The following is a 15,907-nucleotide window of genomic DNA, read 5'->3' as shown; positions in this document are numbered from 1 at the left end:
TGCACATGCAGCCTTTGGTCGTCCACACCGGCAAGGCGATGCCGCTTCGCAAGACCAACGTCGACACCGACCAGATCTTCCCCGCCCACCAGGTGAGGGGGGTCTCGAAGACCGGCCTCGGCGACGCGCTGCTGTCTGACTGGCGCGCGGACCCGGACTTCGTGTTCAACAACCCCGCCCACGAGGGGGCGTCGATCCTGGTGGCGGGCACCGAGTTCGGAACCGGCTCGTCCCGGGAGTGGGCGGTCTGGGCCCTGGTCGACTACGGCTTCCGCGTGATCTTCTCTCCCCGCTTCGGGGACATCTTCCGCGGAAACGCGACCAACAACGGCGTCGTCGCGGCCACGCTTCCGCAGGCGGCGATCGACAGCCTGTGGGCGCAGGTGGAGGCCGAGCCCGAGAAGCCGCTCACGGTCGATCTCGTCGAGCGGCGGGTCAGTGTGGGGGAGCTCGCCTTCACCTTCGAGTACCCGGAGGAGTGGCGGTGGCAGGTCATGAACGGTTTGGACGAGATCCAGCTGACGCTGAACCTGGCCGAGCAGATCGACGGCTACGAGTCGCGGAGGCGGGGCTCGCTGCCTCGGATCGACCGCCCGAGGCAGGCGTCGTGACCGTGATCCCCGACTCGGTCGGCCGACGGCTGACCGGACGTGTCCCGCATGACCGGATCCGCGCCGTGGACGTGCCGCGGCACGACCGCTCGCTCGTCGAGCAGCTCCTGACGCTGCCCGATCTGTCGTCCGCCGTTGCCGATGCGATGGATGAGATCGGAATCGGAACGGTTCTGGGTACCTCCGTGCTGTCTCCCGTCGCCCCGGGGCAACGCCTCTGCGGACCGGCAGTCACCCTCCGCTACGTCCGGGCCACCGCCGATCCCACCGTGATCCGTTCGGCACGTCGACACCTCGCCGTAGGAGATCGCGACCTCTACGGGCTCGCCCGCCCCGGTGATGTCGCCGTCTTCGACTGCAGCGGCAACCGCGACTGGGCGGTCCTCGGCGGTCTCTCGGCCTTGTGGGCGGCGAAGGCTGGGCTGGCCGGCTGTGTGGTCGACGGCGCCATCCGCGACTCCGACACGATCACCGAGGTCGCCCTGCCGGTCTACAGCACCAGCCGCAGCCCGCGGGCAGCTCGTCACCGGGTCGACGCGGTGGCACTGAACGACATGGTCACGATTGCCGGGGCGACGGTGTGTCCGGGCGACTACGTGATCGCCGACGACGACGGGATCTGCCTGGTCCCTTTCGAAGACTTCCCGGCGGTCGTCGCCTCGGCCACCAGCGCTCAGGCAGCCGAGGACGTGCTCGTCGAGGCCATCCGCACGAGCACGGACATCGAGGACCTCGTGACGCGCACGAAGGTGCCTCGAGTCCCGGACTGACCGGCCGCCACATCCATGCGGCCCGCCCGAAGGCAGCGACCCCACACCCACCACGGAGACAATGATGTCCAATCCGACACTGCCCCGCGCAGGGGACAGCGAGCCGGGCACCTCCACCGAGCCAGAACCGGCCACCGGTACGGGCGGCACCCGAGGGTCGCGCCCGGACCTGCGGCTCATCGGCGGGATGCCGATCTGGATCTTCGCGGCCCTACTGGCCGCGGTCGTCGCGGCGTCTCTCACCGGCACCCTCGAGCCCGGGATGCTCACCGGCTTCGCCGTCACCATGACGATGGGCTGGTTCCTGATGTGGATCGCGAACTCCGTTCCGGTACTCCGCGACTTCGGTCTCCCGGTCATCCTCTGTGTCTTCGCGCCGGCGATCCTGGCCTACCTGGGCCTGATCCCCGAATCCCTCACCACCACCGTGCAGGCGTTCGCCGACGACCAGGGCTTCCTGGACTTCGTCATCATCGCCGTCATCGCGGGCGCGATCCTCGGCATGCCGCGCAAGCTGCTGATCAACGCCGGTGTGCGCTACGCGGTGCCCGTCGTCGGAACGGTCCTCGTCGTCTTCGCAGCCATCGGGGCACTGGGAGCCGTGACCGGGTTCGGCTTCATCCGCGCGATCCTCTTCATCGCGGCGCCGATCATGGCAGGCGGTCTGCCGATCGGCGCGCTGCCCATGAGCCAGATGTACGCGAACCAGCTCGGTGGACAACCCGACGCCCTGCTCGGCAGTCTGGTCTCTGCGGTCGTCGTGGCCAACATCGTCTGCATCATCTGCGCTGCCGTGCTCAACGGGATCGGCAAGCGCAGGAGCACGCTCTTCGTCGGGTTCACCGGGAACGGCAAGCTCCTGCGCATCAAGAGCAACACCGAGGACCTCAGCGTCCCCAAGACCGTCACGGCCGCGAACACCATCGCACTCGCCCAGGGCCTCGCGATCGCCGGAATCCTCCTCGTCCTCGGCACGATGCTCGGTCACCTCGTCCCGGGCCTGCACCCCTATGCCTGGACGACCCTCCTGGCCGTGGCCGTCAAGGTGTTCCGCCTGCTCCCCAAGTCCCTCGAGGACTCCGCCGCGGCGTGGGGTGACATGGCCGCGACCGCGTTCGTGCCCGCGCTGCTGACCGCGCTGTCGCTCGCTGTGATGGACGTCGGGGACATCATCGACGCGCTGGGCGACATCCGCTTCGTCCTCCTCACCGTGTGCACCGTCCTTCTGGCGGGGCTGGCGGCCGGCGTACTCGGGTATCTGGTGAAGTTCTACTTCATCGAGGCGGCCATCACGCCCGGCCTCGTCATGGCCGACACCGGCGGATCCGGGGACGTGGCTGTCCTCTCCGCGGCCGAGCGCATGTACCTGATGCCGTTCGCCACCGTCGCGAACCGGGTCGGCGGAATATTCGTGCTTCTGCTCACCAGCCTCCTGGTCCCGCTGTTGACCAGCGCGGGCTAGCGCCCTTCACCCGAGCAACCGCCCGACGACCTTCCTGGAAACGAGGTACGCGATGAGCACCGCCGTGGGCATCCATGCACCATCGGACCCGGCCGCCCGAGCCCACCCCGCGGACTTCTCGCTGGACGACCGCTACCTGCTCGAGGAGGGGCAGATCTACCTGACCGGGATCCAGGCCCTGGTGAGAATGTTGCTCGACCGGGTTCGGCTCGACCGTCGGCGGGGACGGGACATCCGGACGTACGTGTCCGGGTACGAAGGATCACCTCTCGCCGGGTACGACCTCGAGATCATCCGGCAGCGGGTGATCCTCGCCGGGCATGGTGTGGTCCACCAGCCAGGTCTCAACGAGGAGCTCGCCGCGACGGCGATCGTCGGGACCCAGCTCGCCGGCGAGGTCGCGACGCTGACGGCGGACGGGGTCACCGGGATCTGGTACGGCAAGGCTCCGGGCCTCGACCGGGCCAGCGACGCCATCCGGCACGCCAACCTGATCGGCACCGCTCCCGCCGGAGGGGTCGTGGCGCTCGTCGGCGACGACCCCTCCGCGAAGTCGTCGAGCTTCCCGTGTTCGTCGGAGCTCGCGATCGCCGACCTCCAGCTGCCGGCCCTGTATCCGGCCGACTCGCACGAGGTGCTCCTCCACGGGTTGCACGCGGTCGAGCTGTCGCGGGCGAGCGGGCTGTGGTCGGCCATGAAGATCGGTACCAACGTGGCCGACGCCGCGGGCGTCGCCACGGTGGACCGACTGTGGAGTCCCCCGGATCTCGCCGAGCTGCCCGCCGGGCTGCAGGCCTACGACCATCGCCCGCATGCCCGTCTGGTCGGCCCGGCCCTGGCTGCGCTCGAGCGCAGCCAGCAGGACTCCCGGCTGCCCGTGGCCATGGAGTACATCCGGCGTTCCGGGCTCAACCGGATCTCGGGTGCCACCGCGCCGGGTGCCCGCATCGGCCTGGTCGCGGCCGGCAAGACCTATCTCGACGTCCGGCAGGCCCTCGCCGCGATGCACATCGACGAGCGGGCTCTCGAGCGGTACGGAATCCGGTTGCTCAAGCTCGGCGCGATCTGGCCGGTCGAGCCGACCGTGGTCCGCGAGTTCGCCGCGGGGCTCGACGAGATCGTCGTCGTCGAGGACAAGCGGTCCTTTCTCGAGGCCGCGATCAAGGACGTCCTCTACGGGACGCCCGACGCCCCACGCGTGCACGGCAAACGCGATCCGGACGGCCGGCGGCTGTTCGCCGAAGCCGGCGAGCTCGATCCGGACGCCGTCGCGACGGGTGTGGCTCGCCGGCTGGGGGCCGTGGGCGAGGTCGAGCCGGTCAGGGCCTGGAACGCGCGGCGGCGTCGCGAGCGGATCTCGTTGCCGCTCGCGGCACGCACGCCCTACTTCTGCTCCGGCTGCCCGCACAACACGTCGACCAAGACACCGGAGGGCAGCCTGGTCGGCGGTGGGATCGGCTGCCACGGAATGGTGACGTTCATGCCGGAGAAGCAGGTCGGCAACGTCATGGGCGTGTGCCAGATGGGCGGCGAGGGAGCGCAGTGGATCGGCATGGCGCCGTTCGTCGAGACCGAGCACCTGCTGCAGAACATCGGGGACGGCACGTTCGCCCACTCGGGCAGTCTCGCCGTTCGGGCGGCGGTCGCGGCCGGGGTGAACATCACCTACAAGCTGCTGTTCAACTCGGCCGTCGCGATGACCGGGGGTCAGGCCGCCATCGGTGGTCTCACCGTCGAGCGGGTTGCGGCGCTGCTGCTGCTGGAAGGGGCGAAGCAGGTCGTCATCGTGACCCAGGAGCCTCGTCGGGTGCGGCGGGCGTTGCGCAGCCTGCAGGGCGGGCGACCCTCGACGATCACCGTGCGACACCGTGACGATGTGGTCGCGGTCCAGGAGGAGCTCGCCAGGGTCGCCGGGGTGACGGTGCTGATCCACGACCAGGAGTGCGCGGCGGAACTGCGCCGCAAGCGCAAGCGCGGCACGGCCCCGACCCCCACCGAGCGTGTCGTGATCAACGAGCGGGTGTGTGAGGGCTGCGGGGACTGCGGGGAGAAGTCGAACTGCCTGTCGGTGCGGCCCGTCGACACCGAGTTCGGCCGCAAGACTCAGATCCACCAGTCTTCGTGCAACCTCGACTTCTCCTGCCTGGCCGGCGACTGCCCGTCGTTCGTGACGGTCGTCCCGGGCTCCGCGGGGCGGCCCACCCCGCCACCGGTGGACGACGACTCGGTACTTCCCGAGCCGGCAGCGCGCTTCGACGGCGACGGCTTCACCATGCGGATCACCGGTATCGGCGGCACCGGAGTCATGACCATCGCCCAGATCCTCGCCACCGCCGCGTTCGTGGACGGCAAGCAGGTCCGTTCCCTCGACCAGACGGGGCTCGCCCAGAAGGGCGGGGCGGTGGTCTCGGACGTCAAGCTCGGGTCCGGCCCGGTCGAGCTGGCCGCCAAGCTCGCCGAGGGGGAGTGCGACCTCTACCTCGGCTGCGACTCCCTGGTCGCCACGGATCCGGTGCAGCTGAAGGCCACCGACCCGGCCCGCACCGTCGCGGTCGTCTCGACGGCCGAGGTGCCGACGTGGCGGATGGTCGTCGACACGACCGCGTCGTTCCCGGCCGGATCCGCCATCCGCTCGGCGCTGGAGGGCCAGGTCGCCGAGGCCAGGTACGTCGCCGCAGGCGAGCTGGCCGATGCGCTCTTCGGTGACGAGCAGTACGCGAACATGCTGCTGGTCGGTGCCGCGTACCAGACCGGTGCCCTACCCATCTCCGCCGACGCCGTCGAGCGGGCCATCGAGCTCAACGGTGTCGCGGTCGAGAAGAACCGCCAGGCTTTCCGCCAGGGCCGGCGCGCCGTCATCGCCGACACCGACACCGACCGGCGTGGCCGGGCACTGGCCGGTGCCCCCACTCCGTCGTCGTTGTCGCGGGCCGCCGGTCGCGTCCGTGGCCGAGTCCGGGCCGAGGGCGAGCTCGGCCGGATACTCGACATCCGGATCCCGGAGCTCGTCGCCTACCAGGACGAGGCCTACGCCGAGCGCTATGCCCGGTTCGTCGAGCAGGTCAGGTCGGTCGAGCAGCAGCGCGTGCCGGGCTCGACGGAACTCGCCGAGGCGGTCGCCCGGAACCTGTTCAAGCTGATGGCGTACAAGGACGAGTACGAGGTGGCACGGCTGTGCCTGGACCCGGCGCTCGACGCGGGCGTCCGTGACCGGTTCGGACCCGGTAGCCGGATCAGCTACCGGCTGCACCCGCCGGTGCTGCGCGCTATGGGCATGCAGCGCAAGATCTCCCTCGGCCCCTGGGCCAAGCCGGCACTCCGGACGCTCCACACGATGCGGCGTCTGCGCGGCACGAGGTTCGACCTGTTCGGTCGGGCCGAGGTCCGCAGGGTCGAACGGGCGCTCATCGAGGAGTACCGCGACGCGATCGAGGTGGCGCTTGCCGCACTGGATCGGGAGACCCACGCGAGCGCGGTGGCGCTCGCGCGGCTGCCCGACGGCGTGCGCGGCTACGAGGAGATCAAGCTTCGCAACGTCGCGTCGTTCCGTGAAGCTCTGTCCACCGCGGTCGATGCGATGACCGGTGCGACCGGCAGCTACCGGTAAGTGTGGAGGGGGCCACTGTTGGAGCGAGTCTGCAGGGTTCCGATCGCGACCCGGTCCCCACCGCGGAGATCGGGCACGATCTGGCACTGGACATCGAACGACATCGTCGGTCGGGTGGCTGTCTCGTATGCGGGCCATTCCGGCACGCGATCATTGTTCGGGTTCCCGGTCCGGGCGAAGGCGACGAAGCTCGACAGCACGTTGCGCGACACCTCGACCTGCTCCGGTCCGGTGCCGGTCAGCGCGGCCGACGCGGCGGTGTTCCCGAAGGCGAGCGGGATGTCGATGGTGTGCGGGGCGCGGTAGATCCCGCCGTCGACCGGCGCATGCCAGGCGACGTTGTACAGGTGGACCGGCGCCTGCCGGGCATCCGCCTTGGCGTCGGCGCCACGGATGATCGGCGCCCGAAAGAGGGAGTCGCTCGCGATCCCGATGAGGACGTCGGCGGGCGTGCGGCCCGGCTCGGCCTGCTGGTACGCGTCCATGAGCGCCTGGGCCGCCGCGTCGTCCATGGCGAACTCGTCCTTGATACGCGCCCTCACTTGATCCGCGGTCACGGAGAAGTTGCGCAGGTCGCTCGCGAGGAAGGACGTCGACTCCGTGTCCACCGTGCCGAGCAGCAACGGGATGTCCGCGTGAACGGCCAGCCCTTCCGGGGTCATCGGGGCTGCCGGGAAGTGTCGGCCGTCGATCATGGGCCGCGAGCCGTCCATCCGGGCGGCGGCGATGGCCTTCTCGCGCGCGTCGAACAGCGCTTCGGCCGGCACCTCCTGCAGCCGGCGCGGGTTGCTCCGGTCGATGTTCAGCGCCTTCAGGATCTCTTCGGTGTAGGGCTGAGTGCTCGGTGCGCCGATCGCCGTCATCCCCGAGGGGCCACTCATGCAGAGTCTTCCGCGACAAGCGGGCCCCGGTCTGGAGGGGGAGGTAGCCGATGCCGGTTTCGATGGGGATGCTCGCCGATGACCTCGCGGCCGAGTCCGACCAGCTGCGCAGGCTGGTCGCCGGCTTGGACGAGGCAGGTTGGCGTCGGTACACGCCCGCAGAGGGCTGGACGATCGCCGACCAGGTCTCGCACCTCGCCCATTTCGACGCGGCGGCCGTGCGGTCAGCGGTGGAGCCGGACGCGTTCCGGGCCGAGCTGGAGCGGATCGAGGCGGACGGTGGTGTGGACCCGGACGCGATCGCGGCTCGGTACCGGCGCATGCCGGGAATCGAGCTGCTCGCATGGTTCGACGAGGAGCGGTCTCGCCTAGTGACGGTCTTCTCCGGGCTCGATCCTGCGCTTCGGGTGCCGTGGTTCGGCACCGAGATGAGCGCGGCGTCCTCACTCACCGCGCGGATCATGGAGACCTGGGCGCACGGCCAGGACGTCGCCGACGCCGTCGGCGTACGGTGCGAGCCGACCGTCCGGCTGCGGCACGTCGCGCACATCGGGGTGGGGGCACGGGCGTTCAGCTACGCGCTGCACGGCCGCGAGCTACCCGACGCGCCGGTACGGGTGGAGCTCGTCGCGCCGGACGGCTCGACCTGGTCCTGGGGTCCGCAGGACGCGGCGAACCGGGTCACCGGTCCCGCTCTGGACTTCGCGCTGGCGATCACCCAGCGCCGGCATCGCACCGACCTGGCCCTGGAGATCACAGGCCCGCACGCGCGGGAGTGGATGGAGATCGGGCAGGCATTCGCGGGCGCGCCCGGCACCGGCCGCAAGCCGGGATTCGACGGGGGAACGGCGAGATTGCGAGCGAATCGTCGACCATGAGCGAGCGTGCGAGCGAATCATCGACACGGCGTGGGCGGGCGATGCGGATCGGCAACGGCTCGGGTTCTACGGCGACCGCATTGCCGCCGAACGGGAGATGGTCGAGGGCGGGCCGATCGACGTGCTCACCGCCGACTACCTGGCCGAGCGGACGATGTTGATCCTGGCCACGTCGCAGGCGAAGGACCCGGCGGCGGGCTTACCTACCACGCCGCCTTGACCACGGAAGCAGTAGGACCCGGCATCGACCGAGCCCACGAACCTCTGATGTCGAATCTGACCGTGCGTGGCGAGATGGTCCATCGCGCCTCGGCCGGGCCGCCGTCCGAGCGGTGACCTCGTACGGCTGATCAGAGGCGTTCCCCGTGAGGATCAGCGTCGCGCGTCGTAGGTTTCCCGCGCAGCGAGGACCTTGGCGATGTGCTGCTCGGCCCAGCGGCTTAACGCCAGCAGGGGCTCGTGGAGCGTGCACCCGAGTGCGGTGAGCTCGTACTCGACTCTGGGTGGCATCTCGGCGTACACGTGCCGCTCGACGAGCCCGTCGCGCTCGAGGTCGCGCAGCGTCTCGGTGAGGACCTTTCCGCTGATCCCCTCGACCGCGGTCCGCAGGTCGCCGAACCGCAGCCTGCCCCGGCCGAGCACGACCACGATCATCGCCGTCCACTTGTTGGCGACCCGGGCCAGGGAGGTGCGGGACGGGCAGGTCGAGACGAGCACGTTCCAGTCCGGCTGCTGTGACACGCGGCGCATCCCTGCGGTGGTTACGTTGAGGTAAATGGTTACTAATGGTGAGTATAGGGCTCGACCAGGAAAGGCTCGACAAGGAGATGACCACAGTGGACACCACTGGCCCGCTCGCCGTCGCCCGCCGGTACTTCGACGCACTGGCGGCGAAGGACTTCGCCACGGTCGCCTCGATGTTCGCCGACGACATCGTCTGGCACCAGCCCGGTACCAACCGCTTCTCCGGCACGCACCGCGGCAGCGCCGCGGTGGGCGAGATGATCGGCGGCATGATGGCCGTCAGCGAGGGCGCATTCGAGCTCTCGACGACCGCAGTACCCATGGTCAACGGCACGCTGGTCGCGGTGCCCGTCCACTTCACCGGCAAGCGCGACGGTGCGGCGATGGCGCAGGACGGCCTCGACCTGCTGCGGATCGAGGGCGACCGGATCGCGGAGGTATGGCTGTTCTCCTCCGACCCGTGGTCCGAGGACGCCTTCTGGGGCGCCGGCTGACCGGTCGCACGCAAGTGATCGCGAGTATGGGGTGCTCATCGCTATGTCGACGACGATGAGCACCCGGTACCTTGCGGATCATCGAGAGGCTGAGCGCTCCGCCTCACTGCGCAGGATGCAGAACTCGTTGCCCTCAGGATCGGCGAGCACCACCCAGCCGCTGCCGTCGGGGCTGCGCAGGTCCTCCACTGTGCGTGCCCCGATCTCCAGCAGCCGGGCGAGCTCCTCGTCGCGTGTGCCCTCGGTGGGAACGAGGTCGAGGTGGATCCGGTTCTTGACCTGCTTGTCCTCCGGCACCTCGATGAACAGCAGCCGCTGGCAGCCGTCCGGCGAGAAGATCATGCACTCCTCGTGGCCGGGCCGGTTCTGGTCATCCGGGTGCTCGGCGAACCCCAGCACCCGGCACCAGAACACCGACTGCGCGTAGGCGTCGCGAGCGTCGAATGTGGTGTGGGAGACCATCGCCGTCACCGCGGCAACCCTAGGCCGGCCTCCTCCCGGCACCCTCGAGTTCTGTGGGCGCGAGCTGTACGGCATTCTCCCCGGCAATACGGCATGCCCCACCCATGGTTATCGCCAGCCGGACCCAGCTGCGCGCACGAGCGATCCATCCCGATCGGGTCGCGGGTGTAGGCGCGGCGGGTGTGCGGGACGTTGTACCCGAGCGTCCAGCCTGCGAGCAGCTGCCTGAGGCGGGGGAGGGGAGTCCGGGTGGCCAGGGCTCCAGCCTGCGACGGCATTGACCGGCACGGGTGGAGCAAATGTGGAGCGCGGCATTGCGCCAAGCGGGCCTGAAGAAGCCCGAGGTGCGTTGTACTGCGCAACGTCAAGCAGCGAATTCTCTGTTTCCGCAGGTCAGTGCGATCCGTTGACCGTACTGGCAGTCAGAGGGTCGTGTACATACATCTACTGCGCTGAACGTGCTCAGACCTGCGGGTTCTCTGCCGTCTTTGATCTTCGATCTGTCGACCCCTTGACGATCCGTCAGGTCGGAGCGGACTTGACGATTGGTCAAGTTCGCTGCAGTGCTCTCCAGCCACTGTTCGAAGGTGGCCCGATGTCGTTGCCAGCTGATGAGCCAGCAGTCAGTTGTTCTGTGCCGCGATCAGCTGCATGATCCAGTCGGCGGCCTCGCGTAACGCGCGCGGGGCACGGTCGCCGACGAGCGCATCGAGGTAGCGGCTCGCCCGGGCGGTGTCCTCGTCCGGGTCGGCCATCCCGGGGAGGCCGTGGATCCAGCAGGTCCCGGCCGAATAAGCGGTCGTGCCGCCGAGCCACTCGGTCTTCTCCAGAACCAGGACGGACAGCCCCTCGTCGGCCGCGAACACGGCGGCGCCGAGGACAGCCGCTCCGGTGCCGAGGACGAGCAGGTCGATCTCCCGGTCCCATGTCACGGTGTCCTCCGGAGGGGGTGGCTCGGCGACTCGAGGCCGACGGATCCGGTGCCCTGCGCACCGTCCAAGGTCGCCGCCTACGCTCAGTGAGCGTGCTGGATCTCGGGGCTTGAGCTTGAGTTGATCTCGGTAGTGAGGGCGCTCGGCGCGTCTGGGCTGGTCATGAGCGAACTCCCGGCCAGGACCCGCGCCACGCCCTGCTCCCACAGCTGGACGGGCTTGCTGCGATGTTGCCCGGTGTGGGTGAACTCGAGGCGGGCCAGTACGTCGCCGACGAGGGGACCGGAGACTCCGTCGACGGCCAGCTCGACGAACGAGTATCCGGCAAGCCCGAGTGCCGCCGTGCGGGCGGGAAGCCCCAGGTCGGGCCGCTCGGCGGCCACCTGGTCCTCGAGCCACAGCAGGGAGCGCATGGGGTCGACGGCGGTGCGGGCGGGGTCGGCCTGCCGGAAGACGTCGTTGAAGACCTCGAGCGACAGCGGCCCTTCGTACCCGGCGTCGAGGACGTGGGCGAGGAAGCCGGGAAGGTCGAATGCGCCCTGGCCGGGGAACAGGCGGTGGTGGTGCCGGCTCGGCTGCAGGACGTCCATCTCCAGATGCGGGGCGCCGGCCAGCTGGAGGAAGAAGATCTTGTCCGGGTCCACGGCGGCGAACCCGACGGGATCTCCGTCCCGCGAGAGCACGTGGAAGCTGTCCAGGCACAGACCGAGTGCGGGATGTGCGGCGCGGCGGACGGCCTCCCACGAGCGGTCCCAGGTCCAGATGTGCCGGCCCCACGCGAGCGCCTCGTACGCGATCCGCAGCCCGCGGCCTGCGGCGCGGTCGGCGGCCACGGCCAGCTGCTCGGCGAGCCGCCCGAGGTCCGCGACCGCGTCCGGCGCGACCGAGGAGCAGACGAGCGCGGTCGACGTCCCGAGCTGCGTCATGACGTCGAACTTGCGCTCGATGCGGCGCAGGTTGCGCGCGAAGCGGTCCGGGTCGGTCGAGTCGAGGTCGCGGAAGGGCTGGTAGAGGTCGATGGTCAGGCCGAGGTCGGCGCAGCGGGCGGCGAGCTCGGCCGGTGTCCACGGCGAGGCGATGAGGTCGGGTTCGAAGACCTCGATCCCGTCGAAGCCGGCTGCCGCGGCGGCGGTGACCTTGTCCTCGAGGGTGCCGGACAGGCAGACCGTGGCGATCGAGCGGTGCGGCGGCGCCGTCGGGGTCGTCATCGGGACCTCCGTGTGTGCTGTTGCGGGTCGGCTCGGGGCCCGGTCGAGCCCCGGAGGACCAGCTGCGAGGGCAGGACGATCTCCGGCATCGGCCCCTGGCTGCGGGGATGACCGAGTGACTCCAGGAGGATCTCCACCGCCGCGCGGCCCACGTTGGAGTGGGCACCGCCGAGGGTGGTGAGCGTGGGCGTGCACAGCTCGGCCGCGAAGATGTCGTCGAAGCCGACCACGCTGACGTCCGCGGGCACCCGTACCGATCGGCCTGCGAGGCGGCGCAGGACGCCGATGGCCAGCAGGTCGTTGTGGGCGACGATCGCGGTGGCTCCCGTGCTGATCGCCGCGTCCGCCGCGGCTCCGCCGCTATCCACCGTCGGGGTGTACGGGCCGGTCCGCACCGCGCTCATCCCGATCTCGGCCGCGGCGTCGCTGAGCGCCGCCCACCGGCTCGCGGCCATCCATGAGTTGGTGGGGCCGGCGAGGTAGGCGAGCGAGGTGTGCCCGAGCGACGCCAGGTGGGCCACGATCTGCCGGCAGCCCTCCCAGGGCTCGAGGACCACGCTCGCGATGTCGTCCACCTGGCGGTTGATGAGGACGACGGGATGCGCGGCCGCCAGCTCGACGAGCTTCTCGTCCGGTTGCCGGCTCGCCGCGAGCAGGAATCCGTCGACGGATCTTGTCAGTCGCCGGACCTGCTCGAGCTCCATCCGCGTGGACTCTTCGGCGTTGACGAGCACGAGGGTGTAGGCCGCGGCCTTGGCCCGCATCTCTGCGCCGCGGATTAGCTCGAAGAAGTGCGGGTTGGTGATGTCGGAGACCACCATCGCGATCGTCTGTGTCCGGTTCGAGGTCAACGCCCGAGCGTGCGGGTTCGGCTCGTAGCCGAGCTCGCGGGCGGCCTGGAGCACCCGATCCCTGGTCGCGTCGGCGATGCGGCCGGGCTTGCTGAACACGCGCGACACCGTGGAGGTCGCGACGCCCGCAACACGCGCGACGTCGTAGATGGTCGGGTTGCCCACGTGCTCATCACAGTCGGATGACGGCCGTTTGGCAACCTTGGCAACCGCTTGCCAACCCAGCAGGCCGCACTTACGGTCCGACGAACTGAGACCGCTGGCGCCGATGCCGGAAGGGCGATCCGATGGGCCGAGATGTCTGAGAGCGCTCCGGCGCCCACGAGATGGGCACGGTGGGTGACGCTCGTGACGCGGGTGGAGCTGGCCATCGGTGCCGCTGCCCTCGTGCTCGTCTTCCTGCTGGTGCTGGTGCAGGCCGCCCAGCGCTACCTGCCGGTGTCCGGCTGGCCGTGGACCGGGGAACTCGCGCGGTTCTGCCTCGTGTGGCTCACCATCAGCGTGGCCGGCGTCCTGGTGACGACCGACTCGCACATCGCCCTCCAGCTGGTCGACGGCATCAAGAACCCGACGGTCCTGCGCGTCGTGCGGGTCGTCGCGGCTGTGACCGTCGCCGCCGTCGGGGCGGCGTTCGCGCTGGAGGCCTGGGACCTGATGGCCTCCCAGGGACGCCTGCGGTCGCCGTCCCTGCGGATGCCGCTCACCTGGCTCTACCTGTTCCCGTTCCTCGGCTTCCTGAGCACGGCGGTGCGCGGTGTCGTGGCCGCGATCGGGTTCGCCCGGTCCCCGGAGCCGCCGGTGCCCACGCACGGCGAGGTGGCGGCGTGAACCTACTGCTGCTGAGCCTCGGGATCGTTCTGCTGCTCGTCCTGCGCGTCCCGGTCGCCTTTGCGTTCCTCGGGCCGTCGCTCGTCTACATGCTGTCGATCGGCCAGTCGGTCGGCATGAGCCTGCGGTTGATCGTCAACGCCACCGCGAGCTTCCCCCTGCTGGCCGTGCCGCTGTTCGTGCTGCTGGGTGTCCTCGCCAACCGCGGCGGGATCGCCGACATGCTCTTCGACTTCGCCCTCGCTGTGCTCGGGCGGGTCCGGGGCGGTCTCGGATACGTCAGTGTCGGGGTCAGCCTCGGCTTCTCGTGGATGAGCGGCTCCGCCGTCGCCGACGCGGCGGCCCTCGGGAAGGTCCAGATCCCGGCCATGCTCCGCAACGGCTACCCGATGCGGTTCGGCCTCGGCGTCACCGGGGCCGCGGCGCTGATCGCTCCCGTCATGCCGCCGAGCATCCCTGCGGTGATCTTCGCGGGGCTGGCGGCCGTGTCGACCGGCGCCCTGTTCGCGGCGTCGGTCATCCCGGCGCTGCTCATGGCGGTCGGCCTGTGCGTCGTGGTGTTCGTCCAGGTGCGTCGCCAGCCCGGCATCGTGCCCGTGGAGTTCTCGATGCGGCGGGTGCTCACCACCGGCCAGCGCGTGATCGCCCCACTCGGCGCCCCGGTGATCATCCTCGGCGGCATCCTCTCCGGCGCCTTCACCCCCACCGAGGCGGCCGCCGTCGGGGCCGCCTACATGCTCCTGCTCGGCTTCGCGTACCGGACGCTGCGCGTGCGGGACCTGCCGGGGGTGCTGGTCGAGACCGTCGTGACGACCGCGGCGATCATGCTGATCGTCGCCTCCGCGGCGCTGCTGGGCTTCATCCTGGCGCGAGAGCGCGTTCCGCAGCTGCTGGCCGAGAGCATCTTCGGCTTCACCGGGGACGCGACGATGTTCTTGGTGATCACGGCCGTGCTGATGTTGATCCTCGGCACGGTCGTGGACGCCACCGCGGTGCTCGTGCTGGTGGTGCCGATCCTGCTGCCGATCAGCGCCGGGTTCGGCGTCGACCCGATCGTGCTCGGCGTCCTGATGATCGTCACCCTGATGATCGGGCTCCTGACCCCACCTGTCGGGACCGTTCTCTACGTGTTGAGCACCGTCGCGCAGACGAAGGTCAGCGAGGTGTTCCGGGGTTCGCTGCCCTTCGTCGTGCCGTTCCTGGTGATCGTCGTCCTGATCATCGCCTTCCCCGACGCGGTCCTCTGGTTGCCGAAGGCGCTGGGGCTGTGAGCGGCGACCGTCGGACCGAAGCGGAGCGCCGCTCCTACCTGGCCGGGCTGCTCGGTCAGGGCATCGGACCCTCGCTCTCTCCCGAGCTGCACGAGCGGGAAGGCGCACGGCAAGGGCTGCGCTACACCTACAAGACGGTGGAGCTGCCCGACTCCCGGCTCGACCGGGAGCACCTGCGCGGCCTGCTCGCACACGCGGTCGAGCTGGGCTTCGACGGGCTGAACGTCACCCATCCGGTCAAGCAGGTCATGGCCTCGCTCGTCGACGATCTGGCACCGGAGGCGGCCGCTATCGGGGCGATCAACACGATCCTCGTGGCGGACGGCGGCACCCGCGGGCACAACACCGACGTCACCGGCTTCGCCGCGGCTGTCGCGGACGGGCTCGCGGGCGCTCCGCTCGATCGGGTCGTGCTGATCGGTGCGGGCGGGGCAGGCACCGCAGTGGCTCATGCCCTCGCCGGGATGGGCCTTTCGGCCCTGTGGGTCGTCGATACCGACCCGGCACGCGCGGAGTTGCTCGTCCGATCCGTGCGGAACCGCTGGGACGTCGAGCTCGTGACCGGCACGCCCGACGAGCTGCCCCGCCTTACCCCGGCGGCGTCCGGGCTGGTGAACGCCACGCCCATGGGGATGGCCGCCCATCCCGGGTCGCCGGTCGCTCCGGAGCTCCTCCGCGACGAGCTCTGGGTTGCCGACATCGTCTACCGGCCGCTGCTCACCGAGCTCGTGCGGGAGGCGACCAGACGGGGCTGTCGGGTCCTGACCGGGGCTGGGATGGCGGTCAACCAGGCCGCCGACTCCTTCGAGCTGATCACCACCAGTCCTGCGGACCGCGCGGCCATGTTCCGGGACTTCGACGAGCTCGTCGCCGACGAGGTCGGCTCGGCCAACCCACGAAGGGAATGA

The 15,907-nt window shown here is 70.1% G+C and carries 14 protein-coding genes and 2 pseudogenes; 10 read left to right on the top strand and 6 right to left on the bottom strand.

Translation table 11 applies throughout. The annotated features are described in order from the left end of the window. The first annotated feature begins 5 nt into the window (after positions 1–5). The 4 genes from leuD (at position 6) to K1T35_RS34510 (ending at position 6,450) form a co-directional block, all read left to right on the top strand. Positions 6–611 carry a 3-isopropylmalate dehydratase small subunit gene (leuD, locus tag K1T35_RS34525; protein ID WP_220255940.1) on the top strand — a complete coding sequence of 202 codons (606 nt, stop codon included), beginning with the start codon at positions 6–8 and terminating at the stop codon, positions 609–611. Continuing rightward, entirely contained in the window at positions 608–1,381 is a 774-nt protein-coding gene (locus K1T35_RS34520; protein WP_220255939.1) for an RraA family protein, read from the top strand. The genes leuD and K1T35_RS34520 overlap by 4 nt, the downstream gene beginning before the upstream one ends. A 64-nt stretch (positions 1,382–1,445) precedes the next feature. Beyond that, on the top strand, positions 1,446–2,843 hold the full coding sequence (locus K1T35_RS34515; RefSeq protein ID WP_220255938.1) for a 2-hydroxycarboxylate transporter family protein: 1,398 nt from the start codon (positions 1,446–1,448) through the stop codon (positions 2,841–2,843). 52 nt (positions 2,844–2,895) lie between these two features. Next, positions 2,896–6,450 (top strand): indolepyruvate ferredoxin oxidoreductase family protein, encoded by a 3,555-nt coding sequence (locus K1T35_RS34510; RefSeq protein WP_220255937.1) that lies wholly within the window; start codon positions 2,896–2,898, stop codon positions 6,448–6,450. Here the strand turns inward: K1T35_RS34510 and K1T35_RS34505 are convergent. Beyond that, positions 6,441–7,331, bottom strand: a complete 891-nt coding sequence (locus tag K1T35_RS34505) for a carboxylesterase family protein (protein ID WP_220255936.1) — start codon at positions 7,329–7,331, stop codon at positions 6,441–6,443. The genes K1T35_RS34510 and K1T35_RS34505 overlap by 10 nt on opposite strands. 50 nt (positions 7,332–7,381) lie before the next feature. Here K1T35_RS34505 and K1T35_RS34500 point away from each other — a divergent pair, with 50 nt between their 5' ends. Both K1T35_RS34500 and K1T35_RS34495 read left to right on the top strand, forming a co-directional pair. Further along, positions 7,382–8,209, top strand: a complete 828-nt coding sequence (locus K1T35_RS34500; protein ID WP_220255935.1) for a TIGR03084 family metal-binding protein — start codon at positions 7,382–7,384, stop codon at positions 8,207–8,209. A 41-nt stretch (positions 8,210–8,250) separates the two neighbouring features. Next, positions 8,251–8,420 (top strand): annotated as a pseudogene (locus tag K1T35_RS34495) (acyclic terpene utilization AtuA family protein); the annotation flags it as partial. A 161-nt stretch (positions 8,421–8,581) separates the two neighbouring features. Here the strand turns inward: K1T35_RS34495 and K1T35_RS34490 are convergent. Beyond that, on the bottom strand, positions 8,582–8,950 hold the full coding sequence (locus K1T35_RS34490; RefSeq protein WP_255621048.1) for a helix-turn-helix domain-containing protein: 369 nt from the start codon (positions 8,948–8,950) through the stop codon (positions 8,582–8,584). A gap of 86 nt (positions 8,951–9,036) precedes the next feature. Here K1T35_RS34490 and K1T35_RS34485 point away from each other — a divergent pair, with 86 nt between their 5' ends. Next, positions 9,037–9,447 carry a nuclear transport factor 2 family protein gene (locus K1T35_RS34485; protein ID WP_220255933.1) on the top strand — a complete coding sequence of 137 codons (411 nt, stop codon included), beginning with the start codon at positions 9,037–9,039 and terminating at the stop codon, positions 9,445–9,447. 78 nt (positions 9,448–9,525) lie between these two features. Here K1T35_RS34485 and K1T35_RS34480 read toward each other — a convergent pair whose 3' ends face one another. The 4 genes and pseudogenes from K1T35_RS34480 to K1T35_RS34465 form a co-directional block, all read right to left on the bottom strand. After that, on the bottom strand, positions 9,526–9,909 hold the full coding sequence (locus K1T35_RS34480; RefSeq protein WP_220263034.1) for a VOC family protein: 384 nt from the start codon (positions 9,907–9,909) through the stop codon (positions 9,526–9,528). A 623-nt stretch (positions 9,910–10,532) separates the two neighbouring features. Next, on the bottom strand, positions 10,533–10,841 hold the full coding sequence (locus tag K1T35_RS34475; protein WP_220255932.1) for an FAD-dependent oxidoreductase: 309 nt from the start codon (positions 10,839–10,841) through the stop codon (positions 10,533–10,535). A 137-nt stretch (positions 10,842–10,978) separates the two neighbouring features. Beyond that, a pseudogene (locus K1T35_RS34470) lies at positions 10,979–12,049 on the bottom strand (TIM barrel protein); the annotation flags it as partial. After that, a complete protein-coding gene (locus K1T35_RS34465; RefSeq protein ID WP_220255930.1) occupies positions 12,046–13,065 on the bottom strand; it encodes a LacI family DNA-binding transcriptional regulator in 1,020 nt (339 codons plus the stop codon). The pseudogene K1T35_RS34470 and the gene K1T35_RS34465, both read right to left, overlap by 4 nt. A 174-nt stretch (positions 13,066–13,239) precedes the next feature. Between K1T35_RS34465 and K1T35_RS34460 the strand changes: the two genes are divergently transcribed. The 3 genes from K1T35_RS34460 to K1T35_RS34450 are packed head-to-tail and all read left to right on the top strand — an operon-like array spanning position 13,240 to position 15,907. Continuing rightward, on the top strand, positions 13,240–13,728 hold the full coding sequence (locus K1T35_RS34460) for a TRAP transporter small permease (RefSeq protein ID WP_220255929.1): 489 nt from the start codon (positions 13,240–13,242) through the stop codon (positions 13,726–13,728). Then, positions 13,725–14,999: a TRAP transporter large permease gene (locus K1T35_RS34455; protein WP_220255928.1), complete on the top strand. Its 1,275-nt coding sequence runs from the start codon at positions 13,725–13,727 to the stop codon at positions 14,997–14,999. Before K1T35_RS34460 ends, K1T35_RS34455 begins: the two co-directional genes overlap by 4 nt. Next, positions 14,996–15,907: a shikimate dehydrogenase gene (locus K1T35_RS34450; RefSeq protein WP_220255927.1), complete on the top strand. Its 912-nt coding sequence runs from the start codon at positions 14,996–14,998 to the stop codon at positions 15,905–15,907. Before K1T35_RS34455 ends, K1T35_RS34450 begins: the two co-directional genes overlap by 4 nt.

Origin of the sequence: Pseudonocardia sp. DSM 110487, from assembly GCF_019468565.1 — a bacterium.
Taxonomy (GTDB): Bacteria; Actinomycetota; Actinomycetes; order Mycobacteriales; family Pseudonocardiaceae; genus Pseudonocardia.
This window is presented reverse-complemented; position numbering and strand designations above follow the sequence as displayed.

Bases quoted from the DNA above. Each gene is read 5' to 3' on its own strand.
- leuD (WP_220255940.1), top strand. From the start codon at position 6: ATGCAGCCTTTGGTCGTCCACACCGGCAAGGCGATGCCGCTTCGCAAG.
- K1T35_RS34515 (WP_220255938.1), top strand. From the start codon at position 1,446: ATGTCCAATCCGACACTGCCCCGCGCAGGGGACAGCGAGCCGGGCACC.
- K1T35_RS34510 (WP_220255937.1), top strand. From the start codon at position 2,896: ATGAGCACCGCCGTGGGCATCCATGCACCATCGGACCCGGCCGCCCGA.
- K1T35_RS34505 (WP_220255936.1), bottom strand. From the start codon at position 7,331: ATGAGTGGCCCCTCGGGGATGACGGCGATCGGCGCACCGAGCACTCAG.
- K1T35_RS34500 (WP_220255935.1), top strand. From the start codon at position 7,382: ATGCCGGTTTCGATGGGGATGCTCGCCGATGACCTCGCGGCCGAGTCC.
- K1T35_RS34485 (WP_220255933.1), top strand. From the start codon at position 9,037: ATGACCACAGTGGACACCACTGGCCCGCTCGCCGTCGCCCGCCGGTAC.
- K1T35_RS34480 (WP_220263034.1), bottom strand. From the start codon at position 9,909: ATGGTCTCCCACACCACATTCGACGCTCGCGACGCCTACGCGCAGTCG.